Source organism: Flavonifractor hominis (assembly GCF_040095835.1).
Taxonomy (GTDB): domain Bacteria; phylum Bacillota; class Clostridia; order Oscillospirales; family Oscillospiraceae; genus Flavonifractor; species Flavonifractor hominis.
The window spans coordinates 21,424-37,653 of the sequence record NZ_JBBMFT010000009.1; the positions used below are offsets into that span (position 1 = coordinate 21,424).

Sequence of the window (16,230 nt, forward strand, 5' to 3'; positions counted from 1 at the left end):
GGATACGAGGTGTTCACAATGGATCGAATGGAAGAGGTCCGGGCCCTGCGGGCCGACCCCCAGGTACACTACAACTGCTGCCAGGCGGTGCTGGTGCCCTTCTGCGAGGCCTGCGGGCTGAGCCGGGAGCAGGCCTTCGCCCTGGGCAGCAACTTCGGCTCGGGCATGCGCCACGGCTCCACCTGCGGCGCGGTGACGGGCGCGCTGATGGTGCTGGGCATGGCGGGAGCGGACAGCCAGGCCGGTACCGAGCTGCTGCGCCGCTTCCGGGCCAAGAACCAGACGCTGGACTGCGCCAGTCTGCTGCGCATGGCCAGCGAGCGGGGCGAGGAGCGCAAGAGCCACTGCGACCGCATGGTATTTGATGCCGCGGAGCTGCTGGAAGAGCTGATGAAATGAAAAAAGAGAACTTTCCTTTGGGAAAGTTCTCTTTTTTTGTATTGTGCCCCGGGGGAAAGGGGTGTATGATGAAGCCAGATCAGAAAAAGAGAGGAAGTGCTGGTATGAAACGACAGATGTTCCTGCGCCGGGCGGCGGCACTGGTCTGCGCGCTGGCCTGCACCGCCGTCCTGCTGCCGGCCCGGGCCGCCGGGGCGGAGCCCGCCGTCAGCAGCAACGACGCCAAACAGACCTACAGCAGCTGGTCCGGCCCGGTGGACTCCTACCTGATGGAGGAGGGCGGGGTACTTACCCGGGTGGAGTACATCGGCGAGAGCATCGTGGTGGAGGACTACGACGCCGGGAGCTTCACCCTGCAGGGCAGCCGGAGCATCCCCATGGAGCTGCCCCTCTTCGGCGGGTTCTTCGCCGGGGAGGAGTATAACTTCTTTGTCTTCGGCCAGGAAAACCCCAACGAGGACGACAGCCGGGAGGTCGTCCGGGTGGTGAAGTACTCCAAGCAGTGGCAGCGCCTGGGTCAGGCCAGCCTGTACGGGGCCAATACCGTCACCCCCTTTAAGGCCGGCTCCTGCCGCATGGCCGAGGGCAACGGCGTGCTCTTTGTGCGCACCTGCCATGAGATGTACCAAACCTCCGACGGGCTCAACCACCAGTCCAGCTTCACCTTCACCCTGGATGAGGATTCCATGGAATTCCTCACCACCCAGACGGGGATATCCAACCTGGCCACCGGCTACGTGAGCCACTCCTTCAACCAGTTCCTGCTGCTGGACGGGGACAACCTGGTGGCCGCCGACCACGGAGACGCCTACCCCCGGTCCATCGTGCTCATCCGCTACATGGGCGACAACGCCAAAAACGGCGTGCTGGGTCTGTGCCAGGGGATCGACGTGCTGGAGATCTACGGCCAGACGGGGAACAACGTCACCGGCGCCACCCTGGGCGGCCTGGCCGCCGGGAAGGACCACTATGTGGTGGCGGGCACCTCGGTGGCCCAGGACGGCAGCGCCGCCAACGGCGGCGGCGGAGAGAACCTCTTTGTGGGCAGCGTGGACAAGGACAGCGGCGCGGTGGAGCTGCACTGGCTGACCGACTATGCCCCCATAAGCGGCTCCCTGTCGGGCGCCACCTGGTGGGAGGCCAGTACCCCCCATCTGATCCCCCTGGAGGACGGCACCTTCCTGCTGATGTGGCAGCTGTGGTTCCGGGGCGGCAAGGTGGCCGTGGTGCAGTACGCGGTGGTGGAGGAGACCGGGAACGTGCTGCGGAGCGGCCAGCTCCAGGGGGTCTGCCTCTCCGACTGCCAGGGCATCCTGGTGGACGGGGACGTGGTGTGGTACACCACCGAGGAGAGCGGGCCCACCTTCTACCGCTTTGATCCCGACGACGGGACGTGTACGGCGGAGGACCGGTACGGCAGCGCCCTGAGCGCCTTTTCCGCCGACCAGCCTGTCCCCACCTTTACCGACGTGCCGGCGGACGCCTGGTACCGGGAGACGGTGGAGCAGGTCTGCGCCCTGGGGCTGATGAAGGGCACGGGGGCGGACACCTTCTCCCCCGACGCCAAGCTGACCAACGCCGAGGCGGCGGTGCTGGCCGCCCGGGTGCGCAGCCTGTGCCAGCAGGACGGGACCACCTTCGTCCAGGGTGACCCCTGGTACCAGAGCTATTGGGACTACGCCTTCCAGCACGGCTGCGCAGGCTCCGTCATGGGGACCAACGCCCAGCCCCAGCAGCTGTGTACCCGGGCGGGCTTTGCCGGCAGTCTGGCCGCCGCCGTGCCCGAGTCGGTCCTGCAGCCGCTGCCCCATCTGGAAGGGTTTTCGGACAGCGCGCTCATCCGCTCGGACTACGCCAGTGCCCGGCAGGGCATCTCCCTGCTGTACACCTCTGGGGTGATCTCCGGCGTGCCCGCCGGGGACGGCAGCCTGGCCTTCTGCCCCGGCAACCCCATCACCCGGGCGGAGGCGGCGGCCATCCTGGCCCGCCTGATCCTGCCCGAGCTGCGGCAGGCAGACCTGCCCACCCAGGCCGACGGCGCGCCGGCCATGTAACGGCGCAGATGAAAATAAGCCCCCGCCTCCGCGCAAACGGCGCGGAGGCGGGGGCTTTGTGTTTTGCGTCAGGTCCCGGCCAGAGCCCGGGCGTTTTGCAGGTAGCGCTCCAGCACGTACCGCAAATCCCCCCGGGGCAGCTCCTCGGGGGCGACGCCCTCCAGCGCCGGGCGGGGCGGGGTCATCCCGGCCTGGAGCCGCTGGGCCAGCCGGTCCAGGGCGGCGTACTGCTCCGGCGGCGCCGCGCCGGTCTGGATGAGGCACTCCACCTGCTCCAGCTCGGAGAACATGTTCCACAGCAGCAGCAGCCGGGCGCGCAGGGGCTTGGCCTGCTCCGCGGGCGCCTGGCTCAGGAAGAGGGAGGCCTCGTGGTAGACCAGGTGGAACTGGGAGAGCAGCTCGCTGAACAGGGCGGGGGGGACCGCCTGGCGCAGGCTGCGGCGGACCACGCCCCAGTAGTAGGATTGCAGGGTGAACAGGGCGTTGACGTTCCAGCGGAACTGCCGGTCCTTCCGGTTGGGCAGCAGGAAGCGGTTGACCACCAGCACCAGGGCCACGGCCAGCAGCAGGTAGAACATCCGCAGCTGGATGGCCTGGGTCTCCTCCACGGTGAGGGTGGCCATGGTCAGGGCGAAGGAGGTGGAGAAGATGGGGTGGACCCAGGTGCCGGGGGTGCAGCAGTACATCAGGGAGATCATGCACAGGGAGAAGGCGAAGATCCCCGGCAGGCCGGGCAGGTAGGGGTAAACCAGGTGGACCAGCGCGCAGCCGATGGCGGTGCCCACCGGGCGGGTGAGCATGCGGTGGGCGCTCTCCTCATAGCTGGGCTGGAGCAGCAGGAAGGCGTGCATGGGGAACCAGTAGGTGTGCTCAAACTCCCACAAAAAGCTGACGGTGCAGCTGATGGTCATCACCACCGCCAGGCGCAGGGCGAAGCGGAACTCAAAGCGCTCCAGGGAGCAGCGCTGGCGGAAGGCGTCCCACACCTGCCGCCAGGGGACCTGCTTCCACAGGGGGACGCGTCCGGCGGGGGCGGGGGGCCGGCAGAAGAGCAGCAGCATGTGCAGAAAGCTGCGGTAGAAGATGCGCAGCCGTCCCTCGGGCAGGTCGGTGTCCTCCAGCAGGGCCTGGACCCGGCCGGCCAGCGCCTGGCGGGCTTCGGCATCCCCGGCGGCCTGTAACTGGCGCACCAGCCCGGCCAGGGTGTGCATGCTCCGGGGGAAGGCGGGCATCTCCCGGCTGTCGGCCCAGCTGACGTCGGCGATGAGGTAGGCCGCCCGCTGGAAGAGCAGGGCAAAGAGATGGCAGCGCTGCTTCTCCTCGTCGGGCAGGCGGAGCAGGCGGCGGCGCTCGTAGCCCATGCGGTGGAACTTCTGGGCCATGGCGTCGAACTCCGCCCGGGCGGCTCCGGCGTCCCCGCCGTCGGCCAGCTGGTCCAGCAGCTGGGCCAGCCGGGTCAGCCCGTCCTGGAACTGCCGGGCGGCGGACTGGGAGGTCCGCTTCAGCCGGGCGCAGAGCAGCAGGCAGAGCACCAGCAGGGCCGAGCAGAAGACCACCGCCAGCAGCTGCACGGGGAGGTCCTCCAGCGTGGGGGGGCGCAGCTCCAGGAAGATGAAGGTCATGGCGAAGCCGAAATAGGCCTTGGGGGCGAACTGGCTGCTCTGGAGGAACACCAGCAGGAAGGGCACTGTGAAGTTGAGGATCACGCACAGCCACACCGTCTGGGAGGCCAGGAAGGCCAGCACGCACAGGACCACCGAGCCGAAGAAGAGCCGGGCGTAATCCCCGGGGGTGTTGTCCCGGTTGCGGCGGATCTGGAACAGGGTGGTGGCCGAGGAGACCACCATGGCGTACTGACTGCCGAAGAGCGCACTGACCAGCAAAAACAGGATGACAAAGTACAAGATGGTGGGGAAGGCGGCCTTCCACCGGCGGCAGAACAGGCCGGGAAAGCGCTTGCAGGCGGCGAGGATCTCCATGGCGGCCCCTCCTTTCAGACGGATTTCTCCTTTATTATACCGTCTTTTACCACCTGGGCGCAAGAGGGGGCGGCGCTCAGGTCAGGGGGAGGGCCAGGTCGGGGTCGCACTGGGTGGCGTGGGAGTAGAACGGCTCGGCCTCCACCGTGTCCCAGGGGTAGTCCCGCAGGGGGAAGGCCAGGTCAAAGTAGCCCTCCAGGTCGCTGCCGTCCTCCGCCCTGGCAAAGGTGTTGGAAAACTGGTCGATGTGGTACTCGCTGCCGTCGGGGGCCCGGCAGAGGCCGGAGAAGAGCTGGTAGAAGAGGGTGCCGCTGTCCCGCATGGGGGCACGGAAGCTGAGGGTCCAGTCCGCCCCCGTCCGCTCCGCGCCCAGGAAGCGGACCCCCTCGGGCAGACCCTCGGCCTGCCCGGCGGCCAGGTCCACCGTGACCCAGGGCTGGTCCTTGTTCCGCCAGACGGCCCCGCCGATGTGGAGGGTCAGATCCCCGGCCTTGGAGAAGTAGTCGCTCTCAAAGTGGTAGGAGGTCACCCGGTCCTGGGCGCTGCCGTGGGCGGTGAGGCCATCGGGCCGGCCGTAGCGGTTGCCGTCGGCGTCCTCCAGCCAGCAGTCCAGGCTTTGCAGCTGGGCGGAGTTGGCGGCGTCCTCCTCGATCTCCACCCGCACGTGGGTGGGGTAGCGCTCCAGGGCGGTGATGCGGAGGGCCTGCCCGTCCAGGGTGAAGGGCACGTCCAGCGCCACGCGCTCCCCCTCGGCGGTGTACCGGGGGTCAAAGTGCAGCGTAAAGCGGAAGCTGGCCGCCGCCTCCGGCTCCTCCGGCACGTCGTCCCACCAGCCGCTGTCCAGCGGGGCGGGGGCATCCTCCGACGCCACCGGCCAGAAGGAGTAGTCCAGCACCAGGGTGTCGGGCACATCGTTGTCGGTAAAGTCGGCCTGGAGACGCCACAGCCCGTCCGGGTCCTCCGGGGGCTGGGGGAAGGAGATGCCGCAGCCCGCCCGGCCGCCGTCGGGCAGGGACAGGTCCCCCGAGCCCTCCAGGGCGCCGTAGGGGCCGCTCTGGACGGTGAAAAAGACGTTGACCTGCTTTTGGTCCACGATGATGTGCTCCACCGTCATGGTCACGCCGTGGTCGGTCTGGCTCTGGCCGATGTACTGCACGTACTCGTTCTCCACCGCGGCCTTCAGGCTGGGGGAGAGGGCCACCGCGGCGGTGAGCTGCCGCAGGAAGGGCACCCCGGAGCAGGCCAGGGCGAAGGGAGTGGACAGGTTGACCAGCAGTACGAAGGCGGCGAACACCGCCGCCACGCTCCCGGCGGGGGCGGCCCACAGGCGGCGCAGCCGCCGGCGTCTGGCCCGCTTCCGGGCCCGCTCCACGGCGCCGTCCAGCGCCGGGGGCGCGGGCAGGGTGCGCAGGGCCTCATATTCTTCCATACGGTCCATGGCTATACCTCCTCGCTCAGTTCCAGTTTCAGCAGGGCCAGGGCCCGGCGCTGCCGGGTGGAGACGGTGCCCGGCGGGATGTCCAGGGCCCGGGCGGTCTCGGCCAGGGTCAGCTCCTGGAAAAAGCGCAGCACCACCACCGCCCGCAGCTCCCGGGGCAGGCGGGCCACCGCCTCCCGCAGGGGCAGGGCGTCGAAGGCCTCGGCGGCCGACTCGGGCAGCTCCTCCACCGCCTGCTCCCGCTTGCGGCGGCGCAGCTCGGCGTTGCAGGCGTTGATGAGGATGCGGGTCATCCAGGTGGTAAAGTATTCCGGCTGCCGCAGGCTTTTATAGTGCAGCAGACCCTGATACACCGCCTCGTCCACCGCGTCCAGGGCATAGGCCTCGCTGCCCAGGTAGAGGTAGGCGGTGCGGTAGAGCCGGGCCTTGATCGCCTCGGCTTGGGAGATGAATTCCTGTTCGGTCAAGGGCGGCGCCCCCCTTTCTGCCTATTAGAGAAACAAGCGGGCCGGTTTCATTGCCTTTGTTGAAAAAAAGACGGCTTCATTGTATAATACTCTGAACCCAACGAACACACCGGGGGCCGGGGGCCCCCATGGGGAGGTAACCATTGAATCAACTGGAACAATTGCCCATTCCCCTGCTGGAGTGGTACCGGGAGAACGCCCGGGTGCTGCCCTGGCGGAGCGATCCCACCCCCTACCACGTGTGGATCAGCGAGATCATGCTGCAGCAGACCCGGGTGGCGGCGGTGCTGGAGTACTACCGCCGCTTTATGGAGGCGCTGCCCACCGTGGCCGACCTGGCGGCGGTGGAGGAGGACCGGCTCATGAAGCTGTGGCAGGGGCTGGGATATTATAACCGGGCCCGCAACCTGCAAAAGGCGGCCCGGCAGGTGATGGAGCGCTTCGGCGGGGTCTTCCCCGGGCGCTATGAGGACATCCTCACCCTGGCCGGGGTGGGGGAGTACACGGCGGGGGCGGTGGCCTCCATCGCCTTCGGCGTCCCCGTCCCGGCGGTGGATGGCAACGTACTGCGGGTGGCCGCCCGCATCACCGGGGACGAGCGGGACATCACCCGCCCCCAGACCAAGGCCGCCGTGGGGGCGGCGCTGCAGGCGGTGATGCCCCTGCAGGCGCCGGGAGACTTCAACCAGGCCCTGATGGAGCTGGGGGCCACCGTGTGCCTGCCCAACGGCGCGCCCCTGTGCGAGCGCTGCCCCGCCGGGGCCTTCTGCGCGGCCCGGCGGGAGGGGCGGACGGCGGACTTGCCGGTGAAGGCCCCCAAAAAGCCCCGCCGGGTGGAGGAGCGGACGGTGTTCCTCATCTTTTCCGGCGGGAAGGTGGCCCTGCGCCGCCGCCCCGCCCGTGGCCTGCTGGCGGGGCTGTGGGAGTATCCCAACGAGCCTGCCGGCGCGCCCTGCCCGGTGGAGGCCCTCCGGTTGGAGGACGGCCCGGCGGGGAAACATATGTTCAGCCACATCGAGTGGCACATGACGGCGTGCATCGTGACGGCGGCGGGAGAGACGCTGCCCCGGGGCTGGGTCTGGGCCGACCGGGCCGCCCTGGCGCGGGAATACGCCGTGCCCAACGCCTTCCGCGCCTTTGACCGGGCGGTGGAGGACCGCATTTCATAACAAAGGAGAACCCTATGCATTCCATTCTGGCTGCCCAGCGGCAGTATTTCAACACCGATGTCACCAAGACCCTGGCCTTCCGGCAGGAGATGCTCACCCGGCTGGAGCTGGCCCTGGTCCGGTGGGAGGGGGACTTTCTGGACGCGCTGAAGGCCGACCTCAACAAGTCGCCCTACGAGGCGTATATGAGCGAGCTGGGCCCCACGCTGGAGGAGCTGCGCTTTGCCCGCAAGCACCTGCGCCGCTGGATGCGGCCCAGCCGCCGGCCCACCCCCATGTCCCAGTTCCCCTCCAGGAGCACGGTGTACCGGGAGCCCTACGGCGTCAGCCTCATCCTCTCGCCCTGGAACTACCCCGTTTACCTGACCCTGGGGCCCCTGGTGTCGGCCATTGCCGCCGGGTGCACCGCGGTGGTGAAGCCGGGGGAGGACGCCCCGGCCACCGCCCATGTGCTGGCCCGGGTGCTGGGGGAGGTCTTCCCGCCGGAGTATATCCGCGTGGTGGAGGGGGACCGGACGGCGGCCGAGGCGCTGCTGGAGCAGCCCTTTGACTATATCTTCTTCACCGGCAGCCCCGCCGTGGGGCGCAAGGTGATGGCGGCGGCGGCCCGGAACCTGACCCCCGTGACGTTGGAGCTGGGGGGCAAGTCCCCGGTGATCCTGACCGGGGACGCCGACCTGGAGCTGGCGGCCCGGCGCATCGCCTGGGGCAAGTTCCTCAACGCGGGGCAGACCTGCGTGGCCCCCGACCACGTGTGGGTGCCCGCCGCCCGGCAGGAGGCCTTTGTCCAGGCCCTGGGGCGGCAGATCGAGGCCCTGTACGGCCCCGACCCCCTGGCGGGGGAGGATCTGCCCCGCATCGTGAACCAGCGGCACTTCGACCGTCTGCTGGCCCTGATGGAGGGGGCCCGGGTGGCCGTGGGCGGTGGGAGCGACCGGGCGCGGCTGCGCATCGCCCCCACGGTGCTGACGGAGGTGACGGAGCAGTCCCCGGCCATGGGGGAGGAGATCTTCGGGCCCATCCTGCCGGTGCTGAGCTACGACAGCCTGCCCGAGCTGGTGGCCCGGCAGAAGGACAAGCCCCGGCCCCTGGCCCTGTATCTCTTCACCCGCAGCAGCCAGGCCGAGCGCCTGGTGCTGGGCAGCCTGTCCTACGGCGGCGGGTGCGTCAACGACACCATCGTCCACCTGGCCACCCCCCACCTGCCCTTCGGCGGGGTGGGCAACAGCGGCATGGGCAGCTGCCACGGCAAGGCGGGCTTCGACACCTTTACCCACGAAAAGAGCGTGCTGAAAAAGGGACGGCTGGATCTGCCGGTGCGCTATCCGCCCTACGGCGGCAAGAAGCTGTCCACCCTGAAAAAACTTCTCTGAGACGGGGGCGATGTGCCATGGCAAAATTATACTTCCGTTACGGGGTCATGGGCTCCAGCAAGACGGCCAACGCGCTGATGGTGCGCTACAACTATGAGGAGCGGGGGCAGGACGCCCTGCTGGTCAAGCCCGCCATCGACCAGCGGGACGGGGCCCGGTTCGTGGCCTCCCGGGCGGGGCTGAGCCACCCGTGCATCTATGTCTCGGAGCTGATGGAGATGACCCCCCGGCAGCTGCAGCCCTACGCCTGCATCATCGTGGACGAGGCCCAGTTCCTCAGCCGGGAGGAGGTGCGCTACCTCACCGACCTGGTGGACGACTGGAACATCCCGGTGATCTGCTACGGCCTGCGGGCCGACTTCAAGGGGGACCTCTTCCCCGGCTCGGCGGAGCTGCTGGCCACCGCCGACGTCATCGAGGAGGTCAAGACCATCTGCTGGTGCGGCAAGAAGGCCCTGTGCAACGCCCGCTTCGACGAGCACGGCCATGTGCTCAAAGAGGGCGAGCAGGTGGTGCTGGGGGCCAACGACAAGTACATCGGCCTGTGCCGCAAGCACTGGAAAGAGGGCAATTTAGGCCCCAAATAAGTCGGGGCCCAGGCACTCCGCCGCCAGGGTCAGCCCCAGCCTCAGGCCCTGGGCAAAGGCGTACATGCCGTGGCCGGCGGCGGGGTTGCCCCGCAGCTCCTCCGGCCACTGGCCGGGGTCGGGCGGGCCCACGAAATAGTGGTAGAGCAGTTCCATGGTAGGGGACATGCGAACACCTCCATAATACGCAGTTGACTGTGTATTATGATCGTAACACGCAGTAGACTGTGTGTCAAGGGGGAAACACGATGTTTGCACAACGGATTCGTATCCTGCGGGGGGAGCGGCATCTCACGCAGGCGGAAGTGGCGCGGGAAGTACAGCTCTCCCCGCGGGGCTATCAGGATTTGGAGCTGGGGCGTCTGCCCAAGTATGAGACGCTGCTCCGCCTGGCCGACTTCTACGGGGTGTCGGTGGACTGGCTCATGGGCCGGACCCAGCGGCGGGAGGTGTGGCGATGATCTGCAACCTCTGCCCCAGACAGTGCGGGGCCCTGCGCAATGAGACCGAGGGCCGGGGCGTGTGCCGCATGCCGGCGGCGCCGGTGGTGGCCCGGGCGGCCCTCCACCGGTGGGAGGAGCCCCCCATCTCGGGCACCCGGGGCTCGGGCACGGTGTTTTTCTCCGGCTGCTCCCTGGGGTGCGTGTTCTGCCAGAACGAGCAGATCAGCCACCGGGACTTCGGCCGCAGCGTCACGGTGGAGCGCCTGCGGGCCATCTTTGAGGAGCTGGTGGACCAGGGGGCCCACAACATCAACCTGGTCAACCCCACCCACTACGCCCACGTGGTGCTCCAGGCCCTGGAGCGGCCCCTGCCCGTGCCGGTGGTGTGGAACAGCGGCGGCTACGACCGGGTGGAGACCCTGCGGGCCCTGGAGGGCAAGGTACAGATCTACCTGCCCGACTGCAAGTACCGCACGCCGGAGTACGCCGAACGCTACTCCGGCGCGGCCGACTATCCCCAGGCGGCGGAGGCCGCCATCCGGGAGATGGTCCGCCAGACCGGCCCCTGCGTGTACGACGGAGACGGGCTTCTGCAGCGGGGGGTGATCATCCGCCACCTGCTCCTGCCCGGCCGGCTGGCCGAGGCCAAGCGGGTGATGGACTGGGTGGCCGAAACCTTCCCGCCGGGGACGGTGCTCTTCTCCCTCATGAGCCAGTACATCCCCTGGGGCCGGGCATCGGAGTACCCCGAGATTAACCGGCGGCTGCGCCCCTCGGAGGCCCGGGCGGCTGAACAGTACATGGACGCGCTGGGTCTGGAGGGTTTTGCCCAGGACGGCGGCGCCGACCAGGCCGGGTACATCCCCCCCTTCGACCTCACCGGAGTATGACAAAACGGGCGGCCCCACGGTTGGGGCCGCCCGTTTACTGCGGCCGGGCCAGCAGCCGGGCCATGTCCTCCGGCAGGGGCTGCCTCCAGGTGAGCACCGCCCCGCTCACCGGGTGGCGGAGGGTGAGCCGGGCGGAGTGGAGGGCGGGCCGGGCGATGAGGCTCTTGTCCTCCCGGCCGTACAGGAAGTCCCCCGTCAGCGGGCAGCCCAGGTGGGCCATGTGCACCCGGATCTGGTGGGTGCGCCCGGTGTCCAGCGTCAGCTCCACCAGGGCCCGGCCCCCGGCGGTATCCACCACCCGGTAGCGGGTGCGGGCGCTCTGCCCCGCCGGGTCCACCCGCCGGGCGATGATGGAGTCGGGGGAGCGGCCGATGGGGGCGTCCACCACCCCCTCCGCCGGAGCGGGCACCCCGTCGCACACCGCCAGATACACCCGCTGGAAGTCCGGGGTGTGGAGCTGGCGCTTGAGCTGCTCCTGGGCGTGGGGGTGCTTGGCCACCACCATCAGCCCCGAAGTGCCCCGGTCCAGCCGCTGGACCGGGTGAACGTCGGCGCAGATACCCTTTGTTTGGTAATAATAGGCGATGAAATTACAGATGGTATTGGGCGGCTGGCCCGCTCCGGCGTGGACCAGCACGCCGGGGGCCTTGTTGAGGACCAGCAGGTCCCCGTCCTCATACACGATGTCCAGCGGGCCGGGGGCGGCCACGGTGTGCCCGGCCTGCCCCGGGTCGGCCACCCGGACCGAGAGGCTCTGCCCCGCCTCCACCCGCTGGGCGGTGGTGACCCGCACCCCGTCCAGCAGGATGCCGTCCTCCAGCCACTTGATCCGGCGGATGACCGTGCCCGAGAGGTTCAGCTCCCGGCGCAGCAGGGCGTCCACCGTGGCCCCCGCCTGCTCCGGGGCGACGGTCAGCTCCAGCCGCCGGGCGGGCTGCTGTTCCATGGCGCTCCCTCCTTTGTCTTGCTGCCCCAGTATAACACGGCCGCGGCGGCTTTTCAAACGCCGGATTTTGTAGTATAATAGATCCATTAAGCGAAACGAGGTGTCCTCAATGGCGGAGAAACTGGGCCTTTACATCCACATTCCCTTCTGCCGCAGCAAGTGCGATTACTGCGACTTTTACTCCCTGGCGGGGAAGGAAGCGCGGATGGACGACTATCAGAAGGCGCTCATCGCCCATATGAAGGAGACCGCCCCCCTCACCCGGGGCTGGCAGGTGGACACCGTCTACTTCGGCGGCGGCACCCCCAGCTATTACGGGGAGAAGCGCCTGCGGGAGCTGCTCAAGTTCATCGCCCGGCGCTTCGACCTGGCCAAGGACGCGGAGATCACCGTGGAGTGCAACCCCGACAGCGTGGAGCGCAAGATGCTGCTGAGCCTGCGCCGGGCGGGGGTGAACCGCATCTCCCTTGGGGTGCAGTCGGCCCACGACTGCGAGCTGCACAACCTCCACCGCCCCCACGACTTCCGGCAGGCCCAGCGGGCGGTGTCGGCGGCCCGGGCGGCCAAGATCGGCAACATCAGCCTGGACCTCATCTACGGCCTGCCCGGCCAGGACCTGGAGGGCTGGAAGGACACGGTGGAGCAGGCCCTGTCCCTCGCGCCGGAGCACCTGAGCTGCTACGGGCTGAAGGTGGAGCCGGGCACCCCGCTGGACGACCGGGTGATCCGGGGGGAGAAGCTGCCCGACGACGACCAGCAGGCCGACATGTACCTCTGGACGGTGGAGCGCCTGGCGGCGGAGGGGTACCGGCAGTATGAGATCTCCAACTTCGCCCGGGCGGGCTACCAGTCCCGGCACAACCTGAAGTACTGGATGGGCCGGCCCTACATCGGCTTCGGCCCCGGGGCCCACTCCGACTTCGGCGGGCGGCGCTACTCCTTCCAGCGGGATCTGGAGGGGTATATCTCCGGCGTGCTCCACGGCGGCACGGTGATCGACGAGTCCGAGCTCATCCCCCAGCGGGAGCGGGGCAGCGAGTATCTCATGCTCCGCCTGCGCACCACCCGGGGCATTGAGGAGTGGGAGTACCGGCGGGAATTCTTCCTGAACTTCGACCCCATCGAGCAGAAGCTGGAGGAGTACGAGCGCCAGGGCTGGGCCGAGCGGCACGACCGCCGCTGGAACCTGACGCCCAAGGGCTTTCTGGTGTCCAACCAGCTCATTGGCGATCTGCTGAGCATTCAGGAGGAGGCCACGCTGGAAAAGACCCTGCCCCGGCTCAAGCAAGGCCGGCCGGACAAGGAATAAATGTCAGAAAAACTTCACAGTTTGATCCCGCGTTCCGGAGCCCCCGCTTGTTTACAAGCGGGGGCTTTTGTGTTAACATAACGACCATGTGGAACTTTGCAACCCGGAACACAGGAGGACAACTATGAAGCAATGCATTCGACGGGGCGCGGCCCTGGTCCTGGCGCTGGCGGTGACCGTTACGGCGGCCTGCGCATCCAACGCCATGGGCTGGGACGTACATACGAGCCGCGTGCCGCTGGCCCAGAGCGCCCAGATGGGGAAAAACATCTTTTGGAGCGACACCTATTCCGACCTGCGCACGGAATATTATGTGGAATACACCCCCAATGCCGACGTGACCCCCACCGTGGCCTACGGCAGCAAGGTGACCGACCGGGTCACCCTCTCGGACATGGCCCAGACCCTGGAGAGCCAGGGCAAGCGGGTGGTCTCCGGCCTCAACGGGGACTGGTACGTGCTCAACACCGGCGCGCCCACCGGCCTGGTGGTCACCGACGGGGTGGTGCGCTCCACGTCCTATTACAATGACTCCTGGGCCATCGGCTTTCTGGAGGACGGCACCGCCTTCATCGGCCAGCCGGCTCTGAGTATGTCGGTCTCCTTCGGCGGACAGGCCGTCAAGCTCAGCGGCGGCATCAACAAGGTGCGCAAGATCACCGCCAGCGACACCTCCGGCGGCCTGACCCTGCTGACCTCCGATTTTGCCTCCACCACCCAGAACACCGAGCCGGGGGTGGACGTGATCCTCACCCCGGTGGACGACGGATTTTACTCCCCCCAGCCCCGCATCGGCCGCCAGACCCAGTACGTGGTGGAGCAGGTGCTGGAGTCCACCGGCAGCATCGCCATCCCCGAGGGCAAGGCGGTGCTCACCATGAACGGCAAGGACAACGCCACGGTGCTGGCCAGCCTCCGGGCCCTGAAGCCCGGGGACACCGTCACCCTCACCGTGGCCACCACCGATGACCGCTGGTCCAACGCCGTGCAGGCCCTGGGCGGGGTGTGCAAGCTGGTGACCAACGGCCAGGTGGTCTCCGGCCTGGACACCAAAAAGACCGCCTGGCCCGCCGTGGGTATCAAGGCCGACGGCACCGTGGTCTTTTACGCCATGGACGGGCTCCAGTCCGGCTACAGCGTGGGGGCCACCCAGACCCAGATCGCCCAGCGCCTGGTGGAGCTGGGGTGCGTGGAGGCCCTGTGCATGGACGGCGGCGGCTCCACCACCATCGGCGTCACCTACCCGGGCCAGAGCGGCATGCAGGTGGTCAACAAGCCCTCTGACGGCACCCAGCGGAAAAACAGCACCGCCATCTTCCTGACCACCACCCTCCAGCCCACCGGGGAGCTGGGCAGCTATGCCATCAGCCCCACCGACGCCATGGTCCTCTCGGGGGCCACCCTCCAGATGACCGCCTCCGGGCTGGACACCAACTACTATTCCACCTACGCAAACCCCGTGACCTGGTCGGCCACCGGCGGCACGGTGAATGAAAACGGCCTGTTCACCGCCGGCAGCCAGAGCGGCTTTTATCAGGTGACGGCCACCGACGGCGCCGCCTCGGGCACGGCCTACATCACCACCGTCTCCACCCCCGAGTCCATCCGCCTGACCAACGCCGCCACCGGCAGCACGGTCACCGCCCTGAACCTGGACCCCGGCGAGCAGGTGGACCTGACCGCCACGGCCATCTACCGGAAAATGGCCCTGGTGTCCCAGGACAGCTGCTTCACCTGGGCGGCCGACCCGGCCGTCGGCACGGTGGACCAGAACGGCGTGTTCACCGCCGGGGAGAAGAGCGGCAGCGGCACCCTCACCGTCTCGGTGGGGGGGACCACCACCACCATCCCGGTGAGCATCGCCGGCCACGTCAAGACCCTGGAGAGCTGCGAGGGCACGCTGGAGTCCTTCACCGCCACCGACACCGCCAGCTTTGCCGGCGAGACCGGCCTGGACTACGTCCACAACGGCAGCCAGAGCCTGAAGGTGAGCTATGACGCCTCCCTGGCCGGCACGGCCAGCCTGAACACCGGCCTCACCATCCCCACCGGCGAGCACTACCTGGGCCTGTGGGTGTACGGCGACGGCTCGGGCAACACACTCATGGCCACCGTGACCGGCGCGGACCAGCAGAGCCAGCAGGTCCTGCTCACCGCCCTGGACTTCACCGGCTGGAAGCACGTGTGCGTGGAGCTGCCCGACGGCGCCGCCGCCCTGACCAGCCTGGACGTCATCTACGGCGGCACGGGCGGCCCGGCGGGGAGCATCTGGCTGGACCACTTCACCACCTCCAACGAGGAGATGCACGACACCACCGCCCCCACCCTCTCCCTGCAGGTCAGCGGCACCCAGCTCACCGCCGTCATGCAGGACGACGTGGACAAGACCCTCGCCCAGGGCAACCTGTCCCTGACCTATGACGGGGCCGAGCTGCCCTTTACCTGGAACGAGAGCACCGGCACCCTGACGGCCACCCTGCCCGCCGCCGACAGCGGCTACCACCGGGTGAGCGTGTACGCCGCCGACGCCAGCGGCAACCTGGCCCGCGCCTCCGCCGACGTGCAGCCCGCCACCCCCCGCACCTCTCCCTTCAGCGACATGACGGGCAACTGGGCCGACGCCTACGCCACCTACCTCTACGACACCGGCGTGTCCAACGGCACCGGGGGGGACACCCCCGCCTTCCAGCCCTCCCGGCAGATCACCCGGGCGGAGTTCTTCGCCATGGTGGCCCGCTGGATGGGGCTGGACCTGACCCAGTACGCCGATGTGGAGCTGCCCTTTGCCGACGCCGACTCCATCCCCGACTGGGCCATCAACGAGGTCAAGGCCATGTACAGCCTGGGCATCCTCAAGGGCGCCAATGAGAACGGCGTGCTGAAGGTCAACGCCCAGTCCACCATCACCCGGGCCGAGGCCATCACCATCCTGGGCCGGACCCAGCCCAAGGGCTACGCTGAGCCTGAGCTGAGCTTTGACGACGCGTCCCTGGTGGCCGACTGGTCGGCCCCCTATATCAAGAGCCTGGTGGGCCAGGGCGTGGTGACGGGCAACGACAACCGCATCCGCCCCAACGACCTGCTCACCCGCGGCGAGGTAGCCAAGCTGCTCTACGCCATGCGGTAACCGGCATACAAAAAACGCTCCCCCGGCATCGGGGGAGCGTTTTTTCTGT

14 protein-coding genes are annotated in these 16,230 nt (G+C 68.4%); 9 read left to right on the plus strand and 5 right to left on the minus strand.

Going from position 1 to position 16,230, the window contains the following annotated elements; translation table 11 throughout:
- Positions 1–18 precede the first annotated feature (18 nt).
- Positions 19–399: a C-GCAxxG-C-C family protein gene (locus tag WMO45_RS11635; protein WP_349140952.1), complete on the plus strand. Its 381-nt coding sequence runs from the start codon at positions 19–21 to the stop codon at positions 397–399.
- A 104-nt stretch (positions 400–503) separates the two neighbouring features.
- Positions 504–2,453, plus strand: a complete 1,950-nt coding sequence (locus tag WMO45_RS11640; RefSeq protein ID WP_349140953.1) for an S-layer homology domain-containing protein — start codon at positions 504–506, stop codon at positions 2,451–2,453.
- A 68-nt stretch (positions 2,454–2,521) separates the two neighbouring features.
- On the opposite strand, the gene WMO45_RS11645 is transcribed toward WMO45_RS11640, so the two are convergent.
- The 3 genes from WMO45_RS11645 to WMO45_RS11655 form a co-directional block, all read right to left on the minus strand.
- On the minus strand, positions 2,522–4,432 hold the full coding sequence (locus WMO45_RS11645) for an FUSC family protein (RefSeq protein ID WP_349140954.1): 1,911 nt from the start codon (positions 4,430–4,432) through the stop codon (positions 2,522–2,524).
- 76 nt (positions 4,433–4,508) lie between these two features.
- Positions 4,509–5,870, minus strand: coding sequence for a DUF4179 domain-containing protein (locus WMO45_RS11650; protein WP_349140955.1), 1,362 nt, complete (start codon positions 5,868–5,870; stop codon positions 4,509–4,511).
- 2 nt (positions 5,871–5,872) lie between these two features.
- On the minus strand, positions 5,873–6,337 hold the full coding sequence (locus tag WMO45_RS11655; RefSeq protein WP_349140956.1) for a sigma-70 family RNA polymerase sigma factor: 465 nt from the start codon (positions 6,335–6,337) through the stop codon (positions 5,873–5,875).
- 143 nt (positions 6,338–6,480) lie between these two features.
- On the opposite strand from WMO45_RS11655, the gene mutY reads away from it, so the two are divergent.
- Genes mutY through WMO45_RS11670 form a run of 3 tightly spaced genes read left to right on the plus strand, consistent with a single transcriptional unit; the run spans position 6,481 to position 9,466 of the window.
- The gene (mutY, locus tag WMO45_RS11660) at positions 6,481–7,506 is read left to right on the plus strand and encodes an A/G-specific adenine glycosylase (protein ID WP_349140957.1); all 1,026 of its coding nucleotides are present in this window, start codon (positions 6,481–6,483) and stop codon (positions 7,504–7,506) included.
- A gap of 14 nt (positions 7,507–7,520) precedes the next feature.
- Positions 7,521–8,879: an aldehyde dehydrogenase gene (locus WMO45_RS11665; RefSeq protein ID WP_349140959.1), complete on the plus strand. Its 1,359-nt coding sequence runs from the start codon at positions 7,521–7,523 to the stop codon at positions 8,877–8,879.
- 17 nt (positions 8,880–8,896) lie between these two features.
- The gene (locus WMO45_RS11670; RefSeq protein ID WP_349140960.1) at positions 8,897–9,466 is read left to right on the plus strand and encodes a thymidine kinase; all 570 of its coding nucleotides are present in this window, start codon (positions 8,897–8,899) and stop codon (positions 9,464–9,466) included.
- Here WMO45_RS11670 and WMO45_RS11675 read toward each other — a convergent pair.
- Positions 9,452–9,634 carry a hypothetical protein gene (locus WMO45_RS11675; protein ID WP_349140961.1) on the minus strand — a complete coding sequence of 61 codons (183 nt, stop codon included), beginning with the start codon at positions 9,632–9,634 and terminating at the stop codon, positions 9,452–9,454. The genes WMO45_RS11670 and WMO45_RS11675 overlap by 15 nt on opposite strands.
- An 80-nt stretch (positions 9,635–9,714) precedes the next feature.
- Here WMO45_RS11675 and WMO45_RS11680 point away from each other — a divergent pair, with 80 nt between their 5' ends.
- Both WMO45_RS11680 and WMO45_RS11685 read left to right on the plus strand, forming a co-directional pair.
- A complete protein-coding gene (locus WMO45_RS11680) occupies positions 9,715–9,927 on the plus strand; it encodes a helix-turn-helix domain-containing protein (protein WP_349140963.1) in 213 nt (70 codons plus the stop codon).
- Positions 9,924–10,799, plus strand: a complete 876-nt coding sequence (locus tag WMO45_RS11685) for a radical SAM protein (protein ID WP_349140964.1) — start codon at positions 9,924–9,926, stop codon at positions 10,797–10,799. Before WMO45_RS11680 ends, WMO45_RS11685 begins: the two co-directional genes overlap by 4 nt.
- A 34-nt stretch (positions 10,800–10,833) precedes the next feature.
- Here the strand turns inward: WMO45_RS11685 and WMO45_RS11690 are convergent, their stop codons facing one another.
- A complete protein-coding gene (locus WMO45_RS11690; RefSeq protein WP_349140965.1) occupies positions 10,834–11,745 on the minus strand; it encodes an RluA family pseudouridine synthase in 912 nt (303 codons plus the stop codon).
- A gap of 109 nt (positions 11,746–11,854) precedes the next feature.
- Here WMO45_RS11690 and hemW point away from each other — a divergent pair, with 109 nt between their 5' ends.
- Both hemW and WMO45_RS11700 read left to right on the plus strand, forming a co-directional pair.
- Positions 11,855–13,054 (plus strand): radical SAM family heme chaperone HemW, encoded by a 1,200-nt coding sequence (hemW, locus tag WMO45_RS11695; protein WP_349140966.1) that lies wholly within the window; start codon positions 11,855–11,857, stop codon positions 13,052–13,054.
- A gap of 124 nt (positions 13,055–13,178) precedes the next feature.
- Positions 13,179–16,181 carry an S-layer homology domain-containing protein gene (locus WMO45_RS11700; RefSeq protein ID WP_349140967.1) on the plus strand — a complete coding sequence of 1,001 codons (3,003 nt, stop codon included), beginning with the start codon at positions 13,179–13,181 and terminating at the stop codon, positions 16,179–16,181.
- The last annotated feature ends 49 nt before the right edge of the window (positions 16,182–16,230 follow it).

Excerpts from the sequence above, each read along its gene's own strand:
- WMO45_RS11635 (WP_349140952.1), top strand. The coding sequence starts at position 19 with ATGGATCGAATGGAAGAGGTCCGGGCCCTGCGGGCCGACCCCCAGGTA.
- WMO45_RS11665 (WP_349140959.1), top strand. The coding sequence starts at position 7,521 with ATGCATTCCATTCTGGCTGCCCAGCGGCAGTATTTCAACACCGATGTC.
- WMO45_RS11700 (WP_349140967.1), top strand. The coding sequence starts at position 13,179 with ATGAAGCAATGCATTCGACGGGGCGCGGCCCTGGTCCTGGCGCTGGCG.
- WMO45_RS11650 (WP_349140955.1), bottom strand. The coding sequence starts at position 5,870 with ATGGACCGTATGGAAGAATATGAGGCCCTGCGCACCCTGCCCGCGCCC.
- WMO45_RS11645 (WP_349140954.1), bottom strand. The coding sequence starts at position 4,432 with ATGGAGATCCTCGCCGCCTGCAAGCGCTTTCCCGGCCTGTTCTGCCGC.
- WMO45_RS11670 (WP_349140960.1), top strand. The coding sequence starts at position 8,897 with ATGGCAAAATTATACTTCCGTTACGGGGTCATGGGCTCCAGCAAGACG.
- WMO45_RS11675 (WP_349140961.1), bottom strand. The coding sequence starts at position 9,634 with ATGTCCCCTACCATGGAACTGCTCTACCACTATTTCGTGGGCCCGCCC.
- WMO45_RS11685 (WP_349140964.1), top strand. The coding sequence starts at position 9,924 with ATGATCTGCAACCTCTGCCCCAGACAGTGCGGGGCCCTGCGCAATGAG.
- WMO45_RS11640 (WP_349140953.1), top strand. The coding sequence starts at position 504 with ATGAAACGACAGATGTTCCTGCGCCGGGCGGCGGCACTGGTCTGCGCG.
- WMO45_RS11690 (WP_349140965.1), bottom strand. The coding sequence starts at position 11,745 with ATGGAACAGCAGCCCGCCCGGCGGCTGGAGCTGACCGTCGCCCCGGAG.
- WMO45_RS11680 (WP_349140963.1), top strand. The coding sequence starts at position 9,715 with ATGTTTGCACAACGGATTCGTATCCTGCGGGGGGAGCGGCATCTCACG.
- hemW (WP_349140966.1), top strand. The coding sequence starts at position 11,855 with ATGGCGGAGAAACTGGGCCTTTACATCCACATTCCCTTCTGCCGCAGC.